We start from the raw sequence: 20468 nt of genomic DNA on the forward strand, positions 1-20468 counted from the left end.
TCTCCTAATTTCGAATCAAGTGACCGCTGGCCGCCAGCGGCTGGCCATCCAGTAATGCACCCTGTTCGCCCAGACGCAAGCGTCCTTCGGCGAACCAGCGCACCGCCAGCGGGTAGATCAGGTGTTCCTGCACATGTACCCGCTGGGCCAGCGTCTGCGGCGTGTCGCCCGCAACCACCGGAACCACAGCCTGTACGACCAGAGGCCCGCCATCGAGTTCCTCGGTGACGAAGTGCACGCTGCAGCCGTGTTCCCGGTCGCCAGCCTCCAGCGCGCGCTGGTGGGTGTGCAGGCCTTTGTACAACGGCAGCAATGACGGATGTATGTTGAGCAGGCGGCCGTGATAGTGACGCACGAAACCGCCGCTGAGAATGCGCATGAAGCCGGCCAGCACCACCAGGTCGGGGGCGAAGCCGTCGATCAGCGCCATCAGCGCCGTGTCGAAGGCCTCGCGGCCGTCGAAGCCGGTGTGTTCGAGCACGGCCGTGTCGATGCCGGCAGCCTTCGAGCGCTCGAGGCCGTAGGCATCGGCGCGGTTGGAGATCACCGCGCGGATGCACGCCGGGCTGTCACTGGCGCTGGTACTGTCGATCAGCGCCTGCAGGTTGCTGCCGGAACCCGACAGCAACACCACCACGTTACAGGTCTTGCCCGGCATCAGTGTGCCTTGAGGTTGTGCAGCTCGACCTGGGCGGCGCCTTCGGCGGCCACGTCGATACGGCCGATCACCCAAGGCTGCTCGCCTTCGGCGCGCAGCACGTTCAGGGCGTTTTCGACCTGGTCCTGGGCCACGCAGATGACCATGCCCACGCCGCAGTTCAGCACGCGGTGCATTTCATGCTCGTCGACGTTGCCTTTTTCCTGCAGGAAGTCGAACACCACCGGGCGCTGCCAGCTGGCCACGTCGACCACGGCCTGGGCGTTTTTCGGGAGCACGCGCGGGATGTTGTCCAGCAGGCCGCCACCGGTGATGTGGGCCATGGCCTTCACCGCGCCGGTCTGCTTGATCAGTTGCAGCAGCGGCTTGACGTAGATGCGGGTCGGGGCCATCAGCAGGTCGGCCAGCGGCTTGCCATTGAGCTGGGTGTTGTCGATGTCGGTGCCGGAGACTTCGAGGATCTTGCGGATCAACGAGTAGCCGTTGGAGTGCGGGCCGGAGGATGGCAGGGCGATCAGGGCGTCGCCGGTGACCACTTTCGAGCCGTCGATGATGTCGGCCTTTTCCACCACGCCGACGCAGAAGCCGGCCAGGTCGTAATCCTCGCCTTCGTACATGCCTGGCATTTCAGCGGTTTCACCACCGACCAGCGAGCAGCCGGCCAGTTCGCAACCGGCGCCGATACCGGTGACCACGGTGGCGGCCACGTCGACGTTGAGCTTGCCGGTGGCGTAGTAGTCGAGGAAGAACAGCGGCTCTGCGCCGCACACCACCAGGTCGTTGACGCACATGGCGACCAGGTCCTGGCCGATGCTGTCGTGCTTGTTCAGGTTTAATGCCAGGCGCAGTTTGGTGCCGACGCCGTCGGTGCCGGAGACCAGCACCGGCTGTTTGTAGCCGGCCGGGATCTCGCAGAGGGCGCCGAAGCCGCCCAGGCCACCCATGACTTCAGGGCGTGCGGTGCGCTTGGCGACGCCCTTGATGCGTTCGACCAGTGCTTCGCCGGCGTCGATGTCTACACCGGCGTCCTTGTAGCTCAGGGAGGGTTGCTTGCTCATTGATCCAGGCCTTTAAGAGGGAGGGATTCGTGGAAAACGACCGGGACGGCCAAGGCCGGCTGCAAGGTGCGGCGGCTGCCTGTTCGTCACTGGTCTGCGAAGGCGCGCGATTTTATCAGGGTTGCCCCTCAGCGGCCATCCTCAGGCCGACGGACTGGCCGGAAAATGTCGGCGGAATCAGTGTTTCAAAGTGTGCGACTGGTTGCCGCGCCTATGCCTGTATAAGGTATACCCATGGCGACGGGCGCCAATGGCCGGGTTCGTGAAGCATTTTCCGGCCCGACGCGGTCACAGTCGTGCGACTGGCGCGTGTCGCCCCATGGTTATCTGGACAGGAATCCTCAATGCGTCTTCTCAACTACTTCGCTGCGGGTTGCCTGGCTTTCGTCGCTGCCGCGGCGCAAGCCGATACCGTTTCCGGCCTTTACCAGGTGCGTGAACCGCTCGAAGGGCAGGGCGGCGAGGCGCGCGCCCAGGCCACCAGCAAAGCCCTGGACACGCTGGTGCTGCGCCTGACCGGCGACCCCAAGGCACCGCAGAATCCTGCACTGGCTGCCTTGCGCAAGGATCCGCAGCAGATCATCAACCAGGTCGGCACCGAGGCCGGGCCGCCCGAGTCGGTGCTGGTCGAGTTCGATCCGGGCAGTACCGAGCGCGCCTTGCGCCAGGCGGGCCTGGCCTTGTGGGGCAACAACCGGCCATCGATTCTGGTCTGGTGGCTGAACGACAACGTCGAGGGCAGCAACCTTATCGGTGATGGCCAGAGCAGCGCCGAGCCCCTGCGCCGCGCCGCGCAGCACCGTGGCCTGCCACTGCGCCTGCCGTTGGCCGATCTGCAGGAGCAGTTGGTTGCCAACGCCAAGCAGCTTGAGGGCAGCGACCCGGCGCCCTTGCGCGAAGCATCCGAGCGCTATGGCGCCAATGCCCTGCTGGCGGTGCATGCCCACGAGGCCGAAGGCAAGTGGCAGGGTAAATGGCAACTGTGGCTGGGCGACCAGCGCGAGCAGGGCAGCGCTGAAGGCGCCGACCAGGCAGCCCTGGCGGACGCATTGATGCTGGCGGTGAGCAATCGACTGGCGCCGCGTTACGTCACCCGCCCGGGTGCCAGCAGTGACCTGCAGATCCAGGTGCAAGGCATGAACCTGCAACGCTACGCCGAGCTTGCCCGTGTGCTCGAGCCCTATGGTCCGCGGCTGCAGATGATCGAGGGCGCGACCTTGACCTACGCCGTCACCGGCAATCGTGATCAATTGCGCGCTCAGTTGAGCCTGGCCAGGTTGCAGGAACTGCCTGCCGATCAGGTGCCTGCAACGCCGCCGGCGGCGTCTCAGGCTGAGCCTGGCGTGGCGTTGCCCACGCCACCCAGGCCGTTCGACGGCCTGCGTTTTCGCTGGTAAGGAGTAACCTGCATGATCGAACTGCGTCGCTGGATCTGGCTGGGCGCTGCCCTGCTGGTCGCCGTGTTGCTGTATTTGCTGCACAACATTCTTTCACCGTTCCTGGTGGGCATTCTTCTCGCCTACCTGGCAGATCCACTGGTCGACCGCCTGGAGCGGGCAGGGCTGTCGCGAACCTGGGGCGTGGTGGTGGTGTTCAGCCTGTTCACCCTGATCTTCCTGGCCCTGCTGCTGGTGCTGATCCCCATGCTGGCCAAGCAGCTGCTGCGCCTGTACGAACTGGCGCCACAGATGCTCGACTGGCTGCAGCACGTGGCCTTGCCCTGGGTGCAGAGCCGGCTGGGCCTGGCCGACGGCTTCTGGAAATTCGACAAGATCAAGGCCGCCATCGGCGAACACATGGGCCAGACCACCGATATCGTCGGTGTGCTGCTGTCCCAGGCCACCGCCTCCAGCCTGGCGCTGATCGGTTGGCTGGCCAACCTGGTGCTGATCCCGGTGGTGGGCTTCTACCTGTTGCGTGACTGGGACCTGATGATGGCCAAGCTGCGCAGCCTGTTGCCGCGCCAGCGCGAGTCGCAGGTGGTGGGGCTGGCAGGGGAGTGCCATGAGGTGCTCGGGGCGTTCGTGCGTGGCCAACTGCTGGTGATGCTCGCCCTGGGCGTCATCTATTCCACCGGCCTGATGCTGGTGGGCCTGGAACTTGGCCTGCTGATCGGCATGCTGGCAGGGCTGGCGGCGATCGTGCCTTACATGGGTTTCATCATCGGCATCGGCGCGGCGCTGGTGGCCGGATTGTTCCAGTTCGGTGGCGAGCTGTACCCGATGCTGGGTATCGTCGCGGTGTTCATGGTCGGGCAGGCGCTCGAGGGGATGGTGCTGACGCCGCTGCTGGTGGGGGACCGCATCGGCCTGCACCCGGTGGCGGTGATCTTCGCCATCCTGGCCGGTGGCGAGCTGTTCGGCTTCACTGGCGTGTTGCTGGCCTTGCCGGTGGCGGCGGTGATCATGGTGCTGCTGCGGCATGTGCACGACCTGTACAAAGAGTCGGACATGTATGCCGGGGAGATTGACCCGGACCTATAGCGATTGTTCGCCGGCAAGCCGGCCCCTGCCTGGATCTCCTGTAGGGGCCGGCTTGCCGGCGATGGGCTGCTGGGCAGCCTCGATATGGTGAAAAGCCATGCAACTTATTGATTTTACATATGCTATTCCCCTCTCCGATTGTGCCGCCCGCGTTGCGGGTATAGACTTTGCACACTGTTCACCAAAGGCCCCCTGCGGTCCCCGCGACCGCCCGCGAGCATGAAACCGATCCAGTTGCCCCTGGGTGTGCGTCTGCGCGATGACGCCACCTTCATCAACTACTACCCGGGCGCCAATGCCGCGGCATTGGGCTACGTCGAGCGGTTGTGCGAAGCCGACGCCGGCTGGACCGAGAGCCTCATCTATCTATGGGGCAAGCAGGGCGTTGGTCGCACCCACCTGCTGCAGGCCGCCACCCACCGTTTCCAGCAGTTGGGCGAGCCCGCTGTCTATCTGCCGCTCGCGCAATTGCTCGACCGTGGCGTCGAGTTGCTCGACCATCTCGAGCAGTACGAACTGGTGTGCATTGACGACCTGCATGTGATCGCAGGCAAGGCGGACTGGGAAGAGGCCATGTTCCACCTGTTCAACCGCCTGCGTGACAGCGGTCGACGCCTGCTGCTGGCCGCGTCCAGCTCGCCCCGCGAACTGCCGATCAAGCTGGCGGACCTCAAGTCCCGGCTTACCCTCGCGTTGATTTTCCAGATGCGCGGCATGTCAGACGAAGACAAGCTGCGCGCCTTGCAGTTGCGCGCTTCGCGCCGCGGCCTGCACCTGACCGATGAGGTCGGCCACTTCATCCTGACCCGCGGCACGCGCAGCATGAGCGCCCTGTTCGACTTGCTCGAGCGCCTCGACCAGGCTTCGCTGCAGGCCCAGCGCAAGCTGACCATCCCGTTCCTCAAGGAAACCCTGGGCTGGTAAGCCCTTCAAGCCGGGGCTTGCAGCCTCGAAACAGAAAAGTCACATGTTTTTCGATAAAATTTGCAAATGGTCCCGATAGAAGGCATAGTTTCCCCCTTCTAAAGGATTACAGACACGGTCGTGCCCATGCTGAAGCGCTTCGCACCCCTCGTGCCACTTGCACTTGTGACCCTGTTGTTCGGTTGCGCCTCCCAAGGCCCGGTCTCGCAGCAGCAGGATCAACACCACATCGCCGCCCAGTCGATCAATTCGAAGGCCTCCGCTTCTTCCGTATTCGGTGAGGAAGAACTGGCCACCGAAGAAGACATGGACGCATTCTCCAGCAATGGCAAGCCCTACCAGCTGCCTGTGCTGGCCGACAGCATTCTCGAGCGCGGCATGTCGTTGATCGGCACCCGCTACCGCTTTGGCGGCACCTCGGAGCAGTCGGGCTTCGATTGCAGCGGTTTCATCGGCTATCTCTTCCGCGAGGAAGCGGGCATGAACCTGCCGCGCTCGACCCGCGAGATGATCAACGTCGACGCCCCCAAGGTTGCACGCAACAAGCTCAAGCCTGGCGACCTGCTGTTCTTCAGCACCAACGGCCGTGGCCGCGTGAGCCACGCCGGCATCTACCTGGGTGACAACCAGTTCATCCACTCCAGCAGCCGCCGCAGCGGTGGCGTGCGTATCGACAGCCTGGGCGATCGCTACTGGAGCAAAACCTTCATCGAGGCCAAACGCGCGCTCGCCATGGCGCCGACCACGATCTCGCGCAATTGATTTGATATCAAAATGCTGTACTCTCGCACGGCGGCGTAGCTGAAAAAGCTCGCCGCCGTGCGCATTTACAGAAAGCGTCTAATCTAATTTCTCAACTCTTTTGGCTTCGGCTGCGGCCGGACGGTCTTCGACAGGACGTTACCATCATGGCGATGTTGGCGCGCTTCGCACTCCTTTCCCTCGCGGCACTGCTCGCCGCCTGTTCGAGCCGCGCCCCGGCGCCTGCGCCGACGTCCAAGCCCCAGGTATCGTTCAGTCAGCAGCCGGCCTCCTCGCCAGCCGCGGACGATGTGCTGTTCCGCGCCATCGGCTTGGTGGGCACGCCCTACCGTTGGGGTGGCAACACGCCGGACTCCGGCTTCGATTGCAGCGGCCTGATCGGCTACGTCTACCGTGATGCCGCCGGCATCAGCCTACCGCGCACCACCCGCGACATGATCGTGATGCGTGCGCCGAACGTGGATATCAACGCCCTGCAGTCAGGCGACCTGGTGTTCTTCGCCACCGGTGGTGGTTCGCAGGTCAGCCATGCCGGAATCTACGTGGGCGAGGGCCGCTTCGTGCATGCGCCGTCCACCGGCGGCACCGTGCGCCTGGACTACCTGTCCAGCAATTACTGGTCCCGCGCCTACCTGCAGGCCAAGCGCGTGCTGCCGCCTGGCCACTTGGCGCAGAACCCTTGACCAGGTGGGCGTGCCCTTGATCGGGACCGCCCCGCACTATTCTTCTACCGCTACTCCCTGCGCTTTGCCGATCAGGATGTCTGTCCCATAACGACATCCCTGGAGCGGTTCATGAGCACCATCAAGGAACGGGTCGAGCGCAGCCTCGCCGCACTGGACGCCGGGCGGCCGCTGGCGGCCCTGGTGGAGGAGATCATCCGCGAGTACCCCGACCCCTACCTATTGGCGTACCGGGAGGCGGCTCGCCTTCTGGTCAAGCACACCGGCAAGGCGATGGACCCGCGCTTTGTCTGGTGGCATCAATTCGACAGGGGGAGCAGCAGCACGCTTACCTTCAATGGCTGGAAGCATTCCGGGGCACCGGCCAAGTCGATGCGGCTGGTCGAGTTGGTGATCCAGCGCTTCGATGTGCAGTTTCAGGATGCACCTGACCAACTGGATCAGATCGGAGGCTTCTACCGGCAGGGCGCTCGGGTTGGCCAGTTCGATGAGCGCAATGAAGTGCGCTTGTTGGGCCGCGAGGTTCAAAAGGACCTGTGGGCGCTGGATTTCGCTGAGGTCTACCGGGCTGCGATCGAGCGTTTCTGGTCGGAGTATGGTCTGCATTTCCGGGTTGTCGCCAAGGTCAGCCTGCTTGGGCAAGCCGCCAAGGCCCTGGACAGCGGTCTGATCAGCCAGCTCGACTGGCTGCGCCTGCGAGCGGTGGCGGCGGATGGCCTGACGACGGGGGTACTGCCGACCCTGGCGTTGTTGCAGCAGGACGCGACCCGCTCGCCGTTGACCGTCAGCCGCTATGTCTTTGGCGAAGCCGACCGTGGCAGCTTGTACCGGCTGACGGCTGCAGATGGTCGCGTCGTATTGTATATGCCGTGGTCGGATGAGGCTGTGCGTGGGTTCGATTCCGAACTGAGCATGGCGCGCTGGCTGCGTCAGCACCTGCAATCGGCCCAGGCGCTGCAGGCATTTGTCGAAGGGGCGCACGCCAATCCGCGAGATGACACCGGCAGGCGACTGATCAAGGTACACCTGCAAGGCGTTGCCGACAGTCGTTCCGACGAGATGGCCGTGGTGGCGCTTTCGCTGTTCAAGCGTGAGCCGGGCAAGACGTTGTTCGAGGTGCTGGTCGATCAGGTTTCGATCGAGATGCAGCAGACTGCCGAGGTCATTCAGAGCAATGCCGACCTGCGCAAGGCGATGTGGCGGGGTTACCTGTCGGCATTCCTCAAGGTGTTCGGTGGTTTCGCTCCCTTAGGCTGGCCCATGAGCCTGACACTGTTGGGGGCCGGCGTTGGCAAGGTGGGACTGGATGTGGACGCCGCAGCCGATGCCGTGGACGCGCAGGCTCGTCACAGTGCGCTACGGGACGCCATGCTCGACAGCCTGTATACGGCCTTGAACATGGTCGATATCAGTTTCACCTCAAGCTTCGCCTTGCTGGCTTACGAAGCACCGCCCCACGAGTTCAGGGCGTCACTGGGGCTGTGGCATGAGGTGCGCAGTGCCACTTTGCCGGTCGAAGGTCTGGAGGCCAACACGCTGGTGGCCAGCGAGCTGGTGCAAAGTGGTCGTTTGCGTGGCGTGCGCGTAGGGAATGATGGCAGTTGCTGGATCACCCTGAACGGCTTGATCTATCGGGTGCGCTATAGCCATGAGTTGTCTGTCTGGCTGATAGTGCCGCCGGATAGCCCCTTCGCCTTTACGGCGCTGCACCCCGTGCGCCTGAGTGACGAGGGCCAATGGGAACTGCTGGAGCCACCGCGGCTGCTGGCTGGTGCCCCTCCGGCACCAGCGGAGCTGCCCAGCCTGCGCGCGGAGCTTTGGGATACCTATTGCCGGATAGACCAGCAGGAGAGCGCCAGGCTGTCGACCAAGGCTATCGTGCGGCAGAAGGATGTGCTGATCAGTGCGGGCGTTGTCGAGATTCCGCCCGGCCAGGTGTATGACCTGGATAGCCTTGGCCTGCCGTGTGTGCTGGTCGCAGGCAAGCCTGTGTACTCCTATCGCGAGGGGCGGCAGTTTTCCAATGCGTTGATCGAGGATTACACCCACCATGCCTCCAAGGTCAACGATGTGTTTCGCTATGGCACCTATGCGCATCCGGACATGGATGACTATATCAGCCGTCTTGCCGACACCTTGGAGGCGTTGCCCAAGAACAATGCCGTCACGCTGTATCGTGGTGGTAACGCCGAGCGGGGCACGGGGGGCGCGGGTTACCGCAGTGGCCGCTTGCAAGTGGGCGATATCCTGGTCAATACCGACCTGAGTTCCTTCACCGAGAACCCCTACAAGGCCAGCGAGTTCGCGTCGACCGGCAGTGGCGAAGAGGAAGGTGGCGCGATGCGCACATTCGATGATAGTTCGGTGATCTTCGAGTTGCCCGCGCAGCGTTATCAAGGCGGTACACCGATCAGCCCATTCTCGGTTTACCCGATGGAAGCTGAAACCCTGTTCTTGCCGGGGCATTACTTCCGGATAGAGGGGCTGCAGCAGGTATACGGGGAGGGCTATCGCTTCATTCATGTACAGCTGGTTCGGGTGGCCGAGCCCGGCACGGCGATCGTGCATGACCTGCGGACCGGCCAGCCGTTCAACCTGGAAGCCTACCGCGGGCGCTTCAGGAACCAGGCGGTGGTGGATCGGTTTTTCCCGCCGGCATTGGCCGATGCTGAGGCGTAGCCACTCGTGGCGGTGTGTCCTCAGGCCTGTTTGAGCAGTAGTGCCACACCGGGGAAATACTGCCCCAATTCGTTATGCAGCTTGCGGTAGGCGTAGGGGAAGTACCAGGCCAGCGCGCAGGCCGTGTGCTTCTGCAGGTCGTCGACCAGGTCCTGCAGTTCCTCGGGGCTGGCGTGCTGGCCTGCCTTCCACGGCGTGACGAACAAGGCGCCAGCCTTGAGCTGGCTGGCGTAGGCAATCGGCTTGGCCTGTGTGGCGGTCTCCTGCAAGGCCGCCGCCAGATCCAGGCGGGCGATGCGCGGCCAGCGTTGGCTGGCATGCAGGTGTACGGTCGCCTCGGCGCTGCTGATCGACAGGTCGCAGCGCCCCTCGCGTTCACCCTCGTCGCGCTGTTTCTTGCTCGTGTATTGTTCCAGTGCTACCAGCTCACCTTGCCAGGCGGCCGCCGCAAGCACGCCGACGTTGGCGGCCGCGCCATGCCAGTAGGGCGCTTCGTTGTCGCCCTGGATCTGGTTGAAGCGGTCGATGCAGTCGACCCAGCGTTCGAGGGCCGGGCGCAGGAACTCCAGGCTCGGGTTGTTGATGATCAGGCCTTGCATGCTGCGCTCTCCTTGTCATTGTGATCGAGGTCAGCCGAAATGATGGCTATGTGATATCACTGTCTTGAGTGTGGCACAAGCTGGCGGATCGGCCATTGATCCAGGCCAGATCGGCCCTCGTTCGATTGACGCTCCCAGTACAACCCTCTAACCTTCGCCGCGTGTTTCAGGTGCCCTGCGAACTCAGGTTTGGCAGGGTGAAACTGGGAAGCCGGTGGGCGCCAGCAAGGCGCGATTCCGGCGCTGCCCCCGCAACGGTAGATGAGTGGACGGCTGCGCAAGGCCACTGGATTTCGTGATCCGGGAAGGCGTGCGGCCCGGGCATGGCCCCGCTCATGAGCCCGGAGACCGGCCTGTCACTGCCAACGGCATCACGGAGGGTGATGCGCGGAGCGATGTGGCCTGCGCCACGGTCCCTGCGCGTTCTCCGTCTGCCCGCCTATTACCTGTCACCCGCCAGTGGCAGCCTGCGGAGAACCCTGATGAGCGAATCCACCGAACGCGACGAACGCCACCTGGCGCGCATGCAGCGCAAGAAGGCGATCATCGACGAGCGCATCGCCAATTCCCCCAACGAGTGCGGCCTTTTGCTGGTGCTGACCGGCAACGGCAAGGGCAAGAGCAGCTCGGCCTTCGGCATGCTCGCCCGCGCCCTGGGCCATGGGATGCAGTGCGGCGTGGTGCAGTTCATCAAGGGGCGCAACAGTACCGGTGAGGAACTGTTCTTCCGCCGTTTCCCGGAGCAAGTGCGCTACCACGTGATGGGCGAGGGCTTCACCTGGGAGACCCAGGACCGCCAGCGCGACATCGCTGCCGCCGAGGCCGCCTGGGCTGTCTCGCGCCAGTTGCTGCAGGATCCTTCCATCCAGTTCGTCGTGCTCGACGAGCTGAATATCGCGCTCAAGCACGGTTACCTCGACCTCGACCAGGTACTTTCGGACATCCAGGCCCGTCCGCCGATGCAGCACGTGATCGTCACTGGCCGCGCGGCCAAGCCCGAGATGATCGAGCTGGCTGACACCGTAACCGAGATGGGCATGCTCAAGCATGCGTTCCAGGCCGGTATCCGCGCGCAGAAGGGCGTCGAACTGTGAGTGACGCTCGCCACTGCCCGGCGGTACTGATTGCCGCACCGGCCTCCGGCCAGGGCAAGACCACGGTCACCGCCGCCCTGGCCCGCCTGCACCGCAACCTTGGGCGCAAGGTGCGGGTGTTCAAGTGCGGGCCGGACTTCCTCGACCCGATGATCCTCGAACGCGCCAGCGGCGCGCCGGTCTACCAGCTGGATCTGTGGATGATCGGCGCCGATGAGAGTCGCCGCTTGCTGTGGGAGGCGGCCGGCGAGGCCGACCTTATCCTGATCGAAGGCGTGATGGGGCTGTTCGACGGCACCCCGTCGAGCGCCGACCTGGCGCGCCACTTCGGTGTGCCGGTGTTGGCGGTGATCGACGGTACGGCGATGGCCCAGACCTTCGGTGCCCTGGCCCTGGGGCTGGCGCGCTATCAGTCTGACCTGCCGTTCGCTGGCGTGCTGGCCAACCGGGTTGGCAGCCTGCGTCATGCGCAACTGCTGGAAGGCAGCCTGACCGAGGGGCTGCGCTGGTACGGCGGGCTGTCCCGCGAGCGCGGCATCGAATTACCCAGCCGTCATCTCGGGTTGGTGCAGGCCAACGAGCTGAATGACCTGGATGCCCGCCTGGATGCCGCCGCCGAGGCACTGGGTGCCAGTTGCGATGCGGCTTTGCCGCCACCGGTGGCGTTTGCCGCGCCGGAGCAGGCAGGTACCGAGGCTTCACTGGCCGGGGTGCGCGTTGGCGTGGCCCGCGACGAAGCCTTCGCTTTCACCTATGGCGCCAACCTTGAATTGCTGCGCGATCTCGGCGCACAAATCGAATTCTTCTCGCCGCTGCATGACCGTGAGCTGCCAGTGGTCGACAGCCTGTACCTGCCAGGCGGCTACCCGGAGCTGCATCATCATGCGCTGGCGGCCAATGCGCCCATGCTTGAGGCGATCCGCAGCCACCATACCCAAGGCAAGCCCTTGCTGGCCGAATGCGGTGGCATGCTTTACCTGCTCGACGCGCTGACCGATGTGGCTGGCGAGCGCGCCACGCTGCTCGGCCTGCTGCCGGGTGAGGCGACCATGCAGAAGCGCCTGGCGGCGCTGGCATTGCAGGCGGTCGAGCTGCCGGAAGGCACCCTGCGCGGTCACACCTACCACCACTCGTTGACCGAGACGGCGCTCGAGCCTATTGCCCGTGGTCTGAGCCCCAATGGTGGGCGTGGCAACGAAGCCGTCTACCGCCTGGGCCGCCTGACCGCGTCCTATGTGCATTTCTACTTCCCTTCCAACCCCGATGCGGCGGCGGCGTTGCTGCGACCATGAACGAACTTGCCTACAGCGAGGCCGAGCGCGCGGCCATCTACCGAGCCATTGGCGAACGTCGCGACATGCGCCATTTCGCCGGTGGCGAAGTCGCGCCGGAACTGCTCGGCCGGTTGCTGGCCGCCGCGCATCAGGCCCCCAGCGTGGGGTTGATGCAACCGTGGCGCTTCATCCGCATCAGCCAGCGTGAGCTGCGTGCGCGCATCCAGGCGCTGGTGGAGGATGAGCGGGTACGTACCGCCGAGGCGCTGGGTGAACGTTCCGATGCATTCATGAAGCTCAAGGTCGAAGGCATCGATGGCTGCGCCGAGGTGCTGGTCGCCGCGCTGATGGACAACCGTGAACCGCATATTTTCGGGCGTCGTACATTGCCCGAGATGGACCTGGCCTCGCTGGCCTGCGCCATCCAGAACCTGTGGCTGGCGGCCCGCGCCGAAGGGCTGGGCATGGGCTGGGTGTCGTTGTTCGATCCACAGGCCCTGGGCGCGCTGCTGGGCATGCCGGCAGGCGCAAAGCCGGTGGCGGTGCTGTGCCTGGGGCCTGTGACCGAATTTTATCCCGCACCAATGCTGGTGCTGGAAGACTGGGCCGAGCAACGGCCGTTGCATGAAATGCTCTACGAGAACCAATGGGGAGAGCGGCCATGAGTGTGGCCCTGCTGACTGTCGCGGGGGTGGCCCTGGACGCCTTGCTTGGCGAGCCGAAACGGCGGCATCCGCTGGTGGGCTTCGGCAACCTGGCCAAGAGCCTGGAGCGGCGTTTCAATGCCGGCGGTCGCGGCTGGCGCAGCCACGGTGTCAGTGCCTGGTTCCTGGCCGTGGTGCCACTGACCCTGGTGGCGTTGATCCTGTCCTGGCTGCCCTATATCGGCTGGATCGTCGATGTGCTGGCGCTGTACTGCGCCCTTGGCCTGCGCAGCCTGGGCGAGCATGTGCTGCCGGTGGCCCAGGCATTGCGCCAGGGCGACCTGGAAGAGGCGCGGCGGCGGGTCGGATACCTGGTCAGCCGGGAAACCCGCGAGCTGGACGAGCCCGCCGTGGCCCGGGCGGCTACCGAATCGGTGCTGGAGAACGGCAGCGATGCCGTGTTCGCCGCGTTGTTCTGGTTTGTCGTTGCCGGGGCACCTGGGGTGGTGCTCTATCGCCTGAGCAACACCCTGGATGCCATGTGGGGCTATCGCAATGAGCGCTTCGAGCGCTTCGGTTGGTGTGCGGCGCGTATCGACGATGGGCTCAACTACATACCTGCCCGGTTGGTGGCGCTGACCTACGCGCTGCTGGGCAAGACTCGACTGGCCATGAACTGCTGGCGCCGGCAGGGGCCGCAATGGGATAGTCCCAATGCCGGCCCGGTCATGGCTGCCGGCGCGGGGGCGCTGGGCGTGGAGCTAGGTGGCTCGGCGATTTATCACGGCCAGTTGCATGAGCGTCCACGCCTGGGTGACGGGCCGATGGCCGACGCCGACGCCATCGAGCGTGGCTGGAGCCTGGTGCAGCGCGGTGTGTGGCTGTGGCTGCTGGTGATCGGCGTGGGAGGCTACTTGAATGCTTGAGCACGGTGGGCGCCTGCTGCGCGCAGTAAAACACTACGGGATAGCCCGTGAACACTGGCTCGACCTGTCCAGCGGCATCGCGCCTTGGAGCTACCGGATTCCCACGATCCCACAGGATGCCTGGGCGCGCCTGCCGGAAACCGAGGACGGCCTGGAAGAGGCGGCGCGGCAGTACTATGGCGTGCACCAGTTGCTGGCGGTAGCCGGCTCCCAGGCGGCGCTCCAGGCGTTGCCGCATTTACGTGCGCCAGGCCGGGTCGGTGTGTTGTCGCCGTGTTATGCCGAGCATCCGTATGCCTGGCAGCGCGCCGGGCATACGCTCGTCGAGCTGGACGAATACCAGGTGGAGGGCGCGCTCGACAGCCTCGATGTGCTGCTGCTGGTCAACCCCAACAACCCCACCGGGCGTCGTTTCAGCCGCGATCAATTGCTGGCCTGGCACGCGCGACTGGCCACGCGGGGCGGCTGGCTGCTGGTCGATGAAGCGTTCATGGACAACACGCCTGAACACAGCATCGTCGACTGCGCCGAGTGCCCTGGGCTGATCGTGCTGCGCTCGTTCGGCAAGTTTTTCGGGCTCGCTGGCGTGAGGCTTGGCTTCGTGGCCGCCGAAACGGCACTGTTGCAACAGCTGGCCGACCTGCTGGGGCCCTGGACGGTCAGCGGCCCGACACGGATGATCGGCCAGGCCTGCTTCGCCGACATCGTCGCGCATCAAGGGCAGATCGAACGTTGTGCGCGGGCCAGCCAGCGCCTGGCCGCCATGCTGCAAAGCGCCGGCCTGGCGCCGAGCGGTGGCTGCGACCTGTTCCAATACGTGCGCAGCGAACGCGCCGCGCATCTGCATGATTTTCTCGCCCGGCGTGGCATCCTCGTCCGCTTGTTCGAGCAACCGCTCGCCGTGCGCCTGGGCCTGCCTCCCAGCGCGGCGGACGAACAACGCCTGGCCCAGGCCCTGGCGGACTACCAGAAGGATTCGGCATGACCACCCTCATGGTGCAGGGCACCACCTCCGATGCCGGCAAGAGCACGCTGGTCACCGCCCTGTGCCGCTGGCTGTTGCGCCAGGGTGTCGCCGTGGTGCCGTTCAAGCCGCAGAACATGGCGCTCAACAGCGCGGTAACCGCCGATGGCGGCGAGATCGGCCGGGCCCAGGCGGTGCAGGCCCAGGCCTGCCGGCTGGCGCCGCACACCGACATGAACCCGGTGCTGCTCAAGCCCAACAGCGACACCGGCGCCCAGGTGATCGTGCACGGGCGCGCGGTTACCAGCATGAACGCCGTGGCCTATCACGACTACAAGGCCATCGCCATGCAGGCGGTGCTGGCTTCCCATGAACGCCTGCGCCAGGCCTATCCGGTGGTGATGGTGGAGGGGGCCGGCTCGCCCGCCGAAATCAACCTGCGCGCCGGCGATATCGCCAACATGGGTTTCGCCGAGGCTGTCGACTGCCCGGTGATCCTGGTCGCCGACATCAACCGGGGGGGCGTGTTCGCCCACCTGGTCGGCACCCTGGAGCTGCTGTCGCCGAGCGAGCAGGCACGGGTCAAGGGCTTTGTCATCAATCGTTTCCGGGGCGACATCGCCTTGCTGCAACCGGGCCTGGACTGGCTGGAGCAGCGCACCGGCAAGCCGGTGCTGGGCGTGCTGCCCTATGTCACCGACCTGCACCTGGAGGCCGAGGATGCCATCGACGTGCGCCAGGCGGTCAAGGGCGAGCGCGTGCTCAAGGTGATCGTCCCGGTGTTGCCGCGCATCAGCAACCACACCGACTTCGATCCCTTGCGCCTGCACCCGCAGGTGGACCTGCAGTTCATCGGCCCGGGCCAGCCGATCCCGCCCGCCGACCTGATCATCCTGCCTGGCTCCAAGAGCGTGCGCGCCGATCTTTTGCAGTTGCGCGAGCGGGGTTGGGAGCGAGCCATTGCCCGGCACCTGCGCTATGGCGGCAAGGTGATCGGTATCTGCGGCGGCTTGCAGATGCTCGGCCATGAAGTACACGACCCGCTGGGCCTGGAAGGGGCGGCGGGTTCCAGTGCCGGCCTCGGGTTGCTGGACTACAGCACCGTGCTGGAAGCGCAAAAGCAGCTGCGCAATGTTGCCGGTACCCTCGAACTGGAGCAGGCAGCGGTGTCCGGCTATGAGATCCATGCCGGTGTGACCCATGGCCCGGGCCTGGAGCATCCGGCCGTCCAGCTGGACGATGGCCGCAACGATGGCGCCATCAGCGCCGACGGCCAGATCCTCGCCACCTACTTGCACGGGCTGTTCGAAGGCAGCCAGTCGTGCGCCGCGCTGCTGCGCTGGGCCGGGCTCGCGGACGCCCAGGCCATCGACTACGAGGCCCTGCGCGAGCGCGATATCGAGCGCCTCGCCGACCTGGTGGAGCAGCACCTGGATACCGAACGCCTGCGCCAACTGTGCGGTGTGGCCGCCGATGCGTAGCCTGATCCTCGGCGGCGCCCGCTCCGGCAAGAGCCGTCTGGCCGAACAGTTGGCCACGGACAGCCGCTTGCCGGTGACCTATATCGCCACCAGTGAACCCCAGGACGGCGAGATGAGCGAGCGTGTGCGCCTGCACCGCGAACGCCGCCCGACCGACTGGGGGCTGATCGAGGAGCCCCTGGCCCTGGCCACCGTGCTGCGCGCCGAGGCCGCTGAAGGGCGCTGCCTGCTGGTGGATTGCCTCACCTTGTGGCTGACCAACCTGTTGATGCTCGAAGATGACCAGCGCCTGGCCCGGGAGCGCGATGCGCTGCTCGACTGCCTGGAGCAACTGCCTGGCACGATCATCCTGGTCAGCAATGAAACCGGCCTGGGCGTGGTGCCCATGGGCGAACTGACCCGGCGCTACGTCGACCTTTCCGGCCTGCTGCACCAGGCCGTGGCCGCACGCTGCCAGCGTGTGGTGCTCACCGTGGCCGGCCTCCCTCTCATGCTCAAAGGACCTGCTCTATGACCCAGACGTGGTGGCGCGACGCCTGCCAACCCCTCGATACCGCCGCCATGGACCAGGCCCGTGCCCGTCAGCAGCAACTGACCAAACCCACTGGTTCCCTCGGCCAGCTCGAAGGCCTGGCGATTCGCCTGGCCGGGTTGCAAGGGCGGGAGCGCCCCACCTTGGAACAGGTGGCAATCACGATATTCGCCGGTGACCATGGTGTGGTGGAGGAGGGCATTTCTGCCTATCCGCAGGCCGTAACCGGGCAGATGCTGCGCAACTTCGTCTCGGGCGGTGCGGCGATCAGCGTGTTGGCGCGACAGCTGGAGGCGAGCCTGGAAGTGGTCGACCTCGGCACGGTCGACCCGTCGCTGGACCTGCCCGGCGTGCGCCATCTGCGCCTGGGCGCGGGTACTGGCAACTTTGCCCGCCAGGCGGCGATGACCGACATCCAGCTGGCGGCTGCGTTGCAGGCCGGCCGCGACAGCGCCCTGCGCGCGCTCGAACAGGGTGCCCAGCTGTTCATCGGCGGCGAAATGGGCATCGGTAACACCACGGCCGCCGCCGCCCTGGCCTGCACGCTGATGGGCTGTCCGGCGCGTGAGCTGAGCGGGCCAGGTACCGGCCTGGACAGCGCCGGTGTGCGGCACAAGGCCGAGGTCATCGAGCGTGCCCTGGTGCTGCATGGGCTGCGTGCCGACGAGCCGCTACGTGCTTTGGGTCATGTCGGCGGTTTCGAGATCGCCGCACTGGTGGGGGCCTACCTGGCCTGTGCCCAGCACGGGCTGCCGGTGCTGGTCGATGGATTCATCTGCAGCGTCGCCGCCCTGGTGGCGGTGCGCCTCAATCCGCAGTGCCAGCCGTGGCTGCTGTTCGCCCATCAGGGCGCGGAACCTGGGCACAAGGCCTTGCTTGCCGCCCTGCAAGCCGAGCCGCTGCTGGCCCTGGGGTTGCGCCTCGGCGAGGGCAGTGGCGCGGCCCTGGCCGTGCCGCTGATTCGCCTGGCTTGCGCCCTGCACGGGCAGATGGCGACCTTCGCCGAAGCGGCGGTGGCGGATCGCCCGGCATGATCCTCGACCTGCTGCGCCACGGCGAGACCGTGCTCGGTGGTGGCCTGCGTGGCAGCCTGGACGATGCCCTGACACCGCTTGGCTGGACGCAGATGCGCCAGGCGGTGGCCGGGGCCGGCCCTTGGGATGTGCTGGTCAGCTCGCCGCTGCAACGCTGCGGGCTGTTCGCTGATGAGCTGGGCGCACGCCTGGGGCTGGCGGTGCAGCGTGAGGCGGATGTGCGCGAACTGCATTTCGGTGACTGGGAAGGGCGCAGTGCGGCGCAGATCATGCAGACCGAAGCCGATGCCCTTGGGCTGTTCTGGAATGACCCCTACGCGTTCACGCCACCCGGCGGCGAAGCGGTGCTGGCATTTGCCGAGCGTGTACAAGCGGCAGTCACCAGGCTGGCGTGCCAGTACGCGGGCAAGCGTGTGTTGCTGGTCACCCATGGCGGTGTGATGCGCCTTCTGCTGGCGCAGGCCCGTGGTTTGCCACGAGAGCAACTGCTGCAAGTCGAAGTCGGGCATGGCGCATTGAAGCGGCTGGTCTGCGAAGGCGACCTGCTGCACGAGGTGGATTGAGATGCTGCCGTTCTGGATCGCCTTGCAGTTTCTCGGCAGCTTGCCGGTACGCCTGCCGGGCATGCCGACACCGAACGAGATGGGCCGCTCGCTGCTGTTCTATCCCCTGGTCGGGCTGCTATTCGGCCTGCTGCTGTGGCTGGCCAGCCATCTGCTTCAGGGGGCGCCGGCGCCATTGCATGCGGCATTGCTGCTGGCGCTGTGGGTGCTGCTCAGTGGCGCCTTGCACCTGGATGGCTTGGCCGACAGCGCCGATGCCTGGCTGGGTGGATTCGGTGATCGTGAGCGCACCTTGCAGATCATGAAGGACCCGCGCAGCGGGCCGATTGCCGTGGTCGTCCTGGTGCTGGTGCTGTTGCTGAAGTTCTGTGCGCTGTGGGTGCTGGTCGAGCGTGGCGTGGGGGGCTGGCTGGTGCTGGCGCCTGTGGTCGGGCGGGCGGCGATGTTGTGTTTGTTCATGGGCACGCCCTATGTGCGCCAGGGTGGATTGGGGGCGGCCTTGGCCGAGCACCTGCCGCGCCGGGCGGCTGGGTGGGTGCTGCTGGGCAGCGTGCTGGTTTGCGTTGTGCTGGCGGGCTTGCCCGGGCTTTGGATGCTGCTGCTGTCGCTTGGGGTGTTCTTGTGGCTGCGGCGGCTGATGTGCAAGCGGTTGGGCGGTACCACCGGTGACACGGCCGGGGCGATGCTGGAGTTGCTGGAGCTGGCGGTGGTGGTGGGCTTGGCGTTGATGGTTTGAGCTTGGTGGGGCATTACCGGCGCAAGCCGGCTCCTACAGGTAATGTGCACTTGCCTGCGAATGGGGCGCTGCCTACTGATGCTTCGGAGGTTTCCGTGGGTAACCTGGCTTATCCTCGGGCATCTCTTCTCATTGCCTGGAGCACTCCATGCGCCACTGGATCTTCGCTTGCCTGCTGGCCTTCGGGGCGTCCCCGCTGAATGCCGCAGACCTCATCGACTTCTGGAGCACGCCACGCCACGGCGGTAACAGCTTCAATCGCCTGCCGCCCGAACAAGCCTATTTCGATGCGCTCAAAGGTTATGGCGCCAGTTGGGTGCGGCTCTCCTACGACAAGTGGCGCCCGGCACGGCGTGATTTTCTGCTGGGCGATGCCGACGATTACCAGGGGCTGGTCGAGGCCGACCTGAAGCAACTGGTTGCCGTGCTCGACCGCGCCCATGCCGCCGGCCTCAAGGTCGTGATCACACCGCTGTCGCTGCCCGGCATGCGCTGGGCGCAGAACAACCACGGCCAGTTCGACGATCGCCTGTGGCAGGACAAGCGTTTCTGGGCTCAGTCCGCGCGCTTCTGGCATGACCTGGCCCAGGCATTGAAAGACCATCCAGCCATCGCTGGCTACAACCTGGTCAACGAGCCGGCACCGGAAAAGCAGGGTGGCCTGGCCGAGCATGCCGAGCCCGGCCAGATGAAGCAGTGGTATGCCCGCCAGCAGGGTGGCGCACGTGACCTGCCGGCCTTGTACAGGCAACTGCTGGCGGCGGTGCGTGAAGCCGACAGCGAGACCCCGGTGATGCTCGATGCGGGCTGGTACGCCGCCGCCGATGCTCTCGGTTACTGGCCTGAAGCCCTGGACGATCCTCGTGTGCTGTACAGCGTGCACATGTACGAGCCCTATGCCGCGACCAGTGCGCCGAACCTGGCCCGTGAACACCCCTATGCGTATCCCGGGGCGGTACCCTTTGCCGGACAGACGCAGCAATGGGGGGCGAAACGGGTCGCGGACTATCTGCGCCAACCCCTGGCCTGGGCGGACGAGGTCAAGCTGCCGCGCTCACGGTTGGTGGTCGGCGAGTTCGGTTGCATGAGGCGGCTCCCCGGTTGCAGGCAGTACCTGGAGGATGTGCTCACGGTGCTTGACCGTGAACAGTTGCACTGGGCGTTCTACAGCTTCCGTGAGGACAGCTGGGATGGCATGGACTATGAATTGGGCACGGCCAAGGTACCGTGGCGCTATTGGCAGGCCGTTGACCAGGGCACTCCAGACCCCGTTGAGCGAACGGCCACAACGGCATTCGAGCCAATTGCTCGACGCTTGCGGCCTTGAATGTCACCTTGAAACTTCTTGCAACATCCATATCGCGGGTATATACA

Annotated in this window: 20 protein-coding genes and 1 riboswitch; of the genes, 17 read left to right on the top strand and 3 right to left on the bottom strand. The window is 65.5% G+C overall.

Annotated features, from left to right (window positions below; all coding sequences use genetic code 11):
- Nucleotides 1-4: 4 nt before the first annotated feature.
- Both purN and purM read right to left on the bottom strand, forming a co-directional pair.
- Nucleotides 5-658 (bottom strand): phosphoribosylglycinamide formyltransferase, encoded by a 654-nt coding sequence (purN, locus tag JYG34_RS06430; RefSeq protein ID WP_213659945.1) that lies wholly within the window; start codon nt 656-658, stop codon nt 5-7.
- Entirely contained in the window at nt 658-1716 is a 1059-nt protein-coding gene (gene purM / locus JYG34_RS06435; RefSeq protein WP_213659946.1) for a phosphoribosylformylglycinamidine cyclo-ligase, read from the bottom strand. The genes purN and purM overlap by 1 nt, the downstream gene beginning before the upstream one ends.
- Before the next feature lie 344 nt (nt 1717-2060).
- Here purM and JYG34_RS06440 point away from each other — a divergent pair, with 344 nt between their 5' ends.
- The 6 genes from JYG34_RS06440 to JYG34_RS06465 all read left to right on the top strand — a co-directional run bounded on the left by JYG34_RS06440 (nt 2061) and on the right by JYG34_RS06465 (nt 9247).
- Nucleotides 2061-3113, top strand: a complete 1053-nt coding sequence (locus tag JYG34_RS06440) for a DUF2066 domain-containing protein (protein ID WP_213659947.1) — start codon at nt 2061-2063, stop codon at nt 3111-3113.
- Nucleotides 3114-3125: 12 nt separating this feature from the next.
- The gene (locus JYG34_RS06445) at nt 3126-4199 is read left to right on the top strand and encodes an AI-2E family transporter (RefSeq protein ID WP_213659948.1); all 1074 of its coding nucleotides are present in this window, start codon (nt 3126-3128) and stop codon (nt 4197-4199) included.
- A gap of 219 nt (nt 4200-4418) precedes the next feature.
- Complete coding sequence (hda, locus tag JYG34_RS06450; protein WP_133331767.1) at nt 4419-5123, top strand: DnaA regulatory inactivator Hda; 705 nt, start codon at nt 4419-4421, stop codon at nt 5121-5123.
- 126 nt (nt 5124-5249) lie between these two features.
- Nucleotides 5250-5885, top strand: coding sequence for a C40 family peptidase (locus JYG34_RS06455; protein WP_213659949.1), 636 nt, complete (start codon nt 5250-5252; stop codon nt 5883-5885).
- 146 nt (nt 5886-6031) lie between these two features.
- Nucleotides 6032-6568 carry a C40 family peptidase gene (locus tag JYG34_RS06460; protein WP_213659950.1) on the top strand — a complete coding sequence of 179 codons (537 nt, stop codon included), beginning with the start codon at nt 6032-6034 and terminating at the stop codon, nt 6566-6568.
- A 111-nt stretch (nt 6569-6679) separates the two neighbouring features.
- On the top strand, nt 6680-9247 hold the full coding sequence (locus tag JYG34_RS06465; RefSeq protein ID WP_213659951.1) for a dermonecrotic toxin domain-containing protein: 2568 nt from the start codon (nt 6680-6682) through the stop codon (nt 9245-9247).
- A 20-nt stretch (nt 9248-9267) separates the two neighbouring features.
- On the opposite strand, the gene JYG34_RS06470 is transcribed toward JYG34_RS06465, so the two are convergent.
- Entirely contained in the window at nt 9268-9846 is a 579-nt protein-coding gene (locus JYG34_RS06470) for a hypothetical protein (protein WP_213659952.1), read from the bottom strand.
- Between the two features lie 151 nt (nt 9847-9997).
- Nucleotides 9998-10217, top strand: a riboswitch (cobalamin riboswitch).
- Between the two features lie 111 nt (nt 10218-10328).
- On the opposite strand from JYG34_RS06470, the gene cobO reads away from it, so the two are divergent.
- The 11 genes from cobO (at nt 10329) to JYG34_RS06525 (ending at nt 20421) form a co-directional block, all read left to right on the top strand.
- Nucleotides 10329-10940, top strand: a complete 612-nt coding sequence (gene cobO / locus JYG34_RS06475) for a cob(I)yrinic acid a,c-diamide adenosyltransferase (protein WP_134691854.1) — start codon at nt 10329-10331, stop codon at nt 10938-10940.
- A complete protein-coding gene (locus JYG34_RS06480; protein ID WP_213659953.1) occupies nt 10937-12232 on the top strand; it encodes a cobyrinate a,c-diamide synthase in 1296 nt (431 codons plus the stop codon). Before cobO ends, JYG34_RS06480 begins: the two co-directional genes overlap by 4 nt.
- The gene (gene bluB / locus JYG34_RS06485) at nt 12229-12879 is read left to right on the top strand and encodes a 5,6-dimethylbenzimidazole synthase (protein WP_213659954.1); all 651 of its coding nucleotides are present in this window, start codon (nt 12229-12231) and stop codon (nt 12877-12879) included. The genes JYG34_RS06480 and bluB overlap by 4 nt, the downstream gene beginning before the upstream one ends.
- Nucleotides 12876-13784 carry an adenosylcobinamide-phosphate synthase CbiB gene (gene cbiB / locus JYG34_RS06490; protein WP_213659955.1) on the top strand — a complete coding sequence of 303 codons (909 nt, stop codon included), beginning with the start codon at nt 12876-12878 and terminating at the stop codon, nt 13782-13784. The genes bluB and cbiB overlap by 4 nt, the downstream gene beginning before the upstream one ends.
- Entirely contained in the window at nt 13777-14769 is a 993-nt protein-coding gene (gene cobD / locus JYG34_RS06495; protein WP_213659956.1) for a threonine-phosphate decarboxylase CobD, read from the top strand. The genes cbiB and cobD overlap by 8 nt, the downstream gene beginning before the upstream one ends.
- The gene (locus JYG34_RS06500) at nt 14766-16229 is read left to right on the top strand and encodes a cobyric acid synthase (RefSeq protein WP_213659957.1); all 1464 of its coding nucleotides are present in this window, start codon (nt 14766-14768) and stop codon (nt 16227-16229) included. Before cobD ends, JYG34_RS06500 begins: the two co-directional genes overlap by 4 nt.
- A complete protein-coding gene (gene cobU / locus JYG34_RS06505) occupies nt 16222-16743 on the top strand; it encodes a bifunctional adenosylcobinamide kinase/adenosylcobinamide-phosphate guanylyltransferase (protein ID WP_213659958.1) in 522 nt (173 codons plus the stop codon). Before JYG34_RS06500 ends, cobU begins: the two co-directional genes overlap by 8 nt.
- Nucleotides 16740-17795 carry a nicotinate-nucleotide--dimethylbenzimidazole phosphoribosyltransferase gene (gene cobT / locus JYG34_RS06510; protein ID WP_213659959.1) on the top strand — a complete coding sequence of 352 codons (1056 nt, stop codon included), beginning with the start codon at nt 16740-16742 and terminating at the stop codon, nt 17793-17795. Before cobU ends, cobT begins: the two co-directional genes overlap by 4 nt.
- Nucleotides 17792-18358 carry a histidine phosphatase family protein gene (locus JYG34_RS06515; RefSeq protein WP_213659960.1) on the top strand — a complete coding sequence of 189 codons (567 nt, stop codon included), beginning with the start codon at nt 17792-17794 and terminating at the stop codon, nt 18356-18358. Before cobT ends, JYG34_RS06515 begins: the two co-directional genes overlap by 4 nt.
- Before the next feature lies 1 nt (nt 18359).
- Complete coding sequence (locus JYG34_RS06520; protein ID WP_213659961.1) at nt 18360-19094, top strand: adenosylcobinamide-GDP ribazoletransferase; 735 nt, start codon at nt 18360-18362, stop codon at nt 19092-19094.
- Nucleotides 19095-19242: 148 nt separating this feature from the next.
- A complete protein-coding gene (locus tag JYG34_RS06525; protein ID WP_213659962.1) occupies nt 19243-20421 on the top strand; it encodes a glycoside hydrolase family 5 protein in 1179 nt (392 codons plus the stop codon).
- Nucleotides 20422-20468: the final 47 nt, after the last annotated feature.

It is taken from the genome of Pseudomonas entomophila, assembly GCF_018417595.1.
Classification (GTDB): Bacteria; Pseudomonadota; Gammaproteobacteria; order Pseudomonadales; family Pseudomonadaceae; genus Aquipseudomonas; species Aquipseudomonas entomophila_C.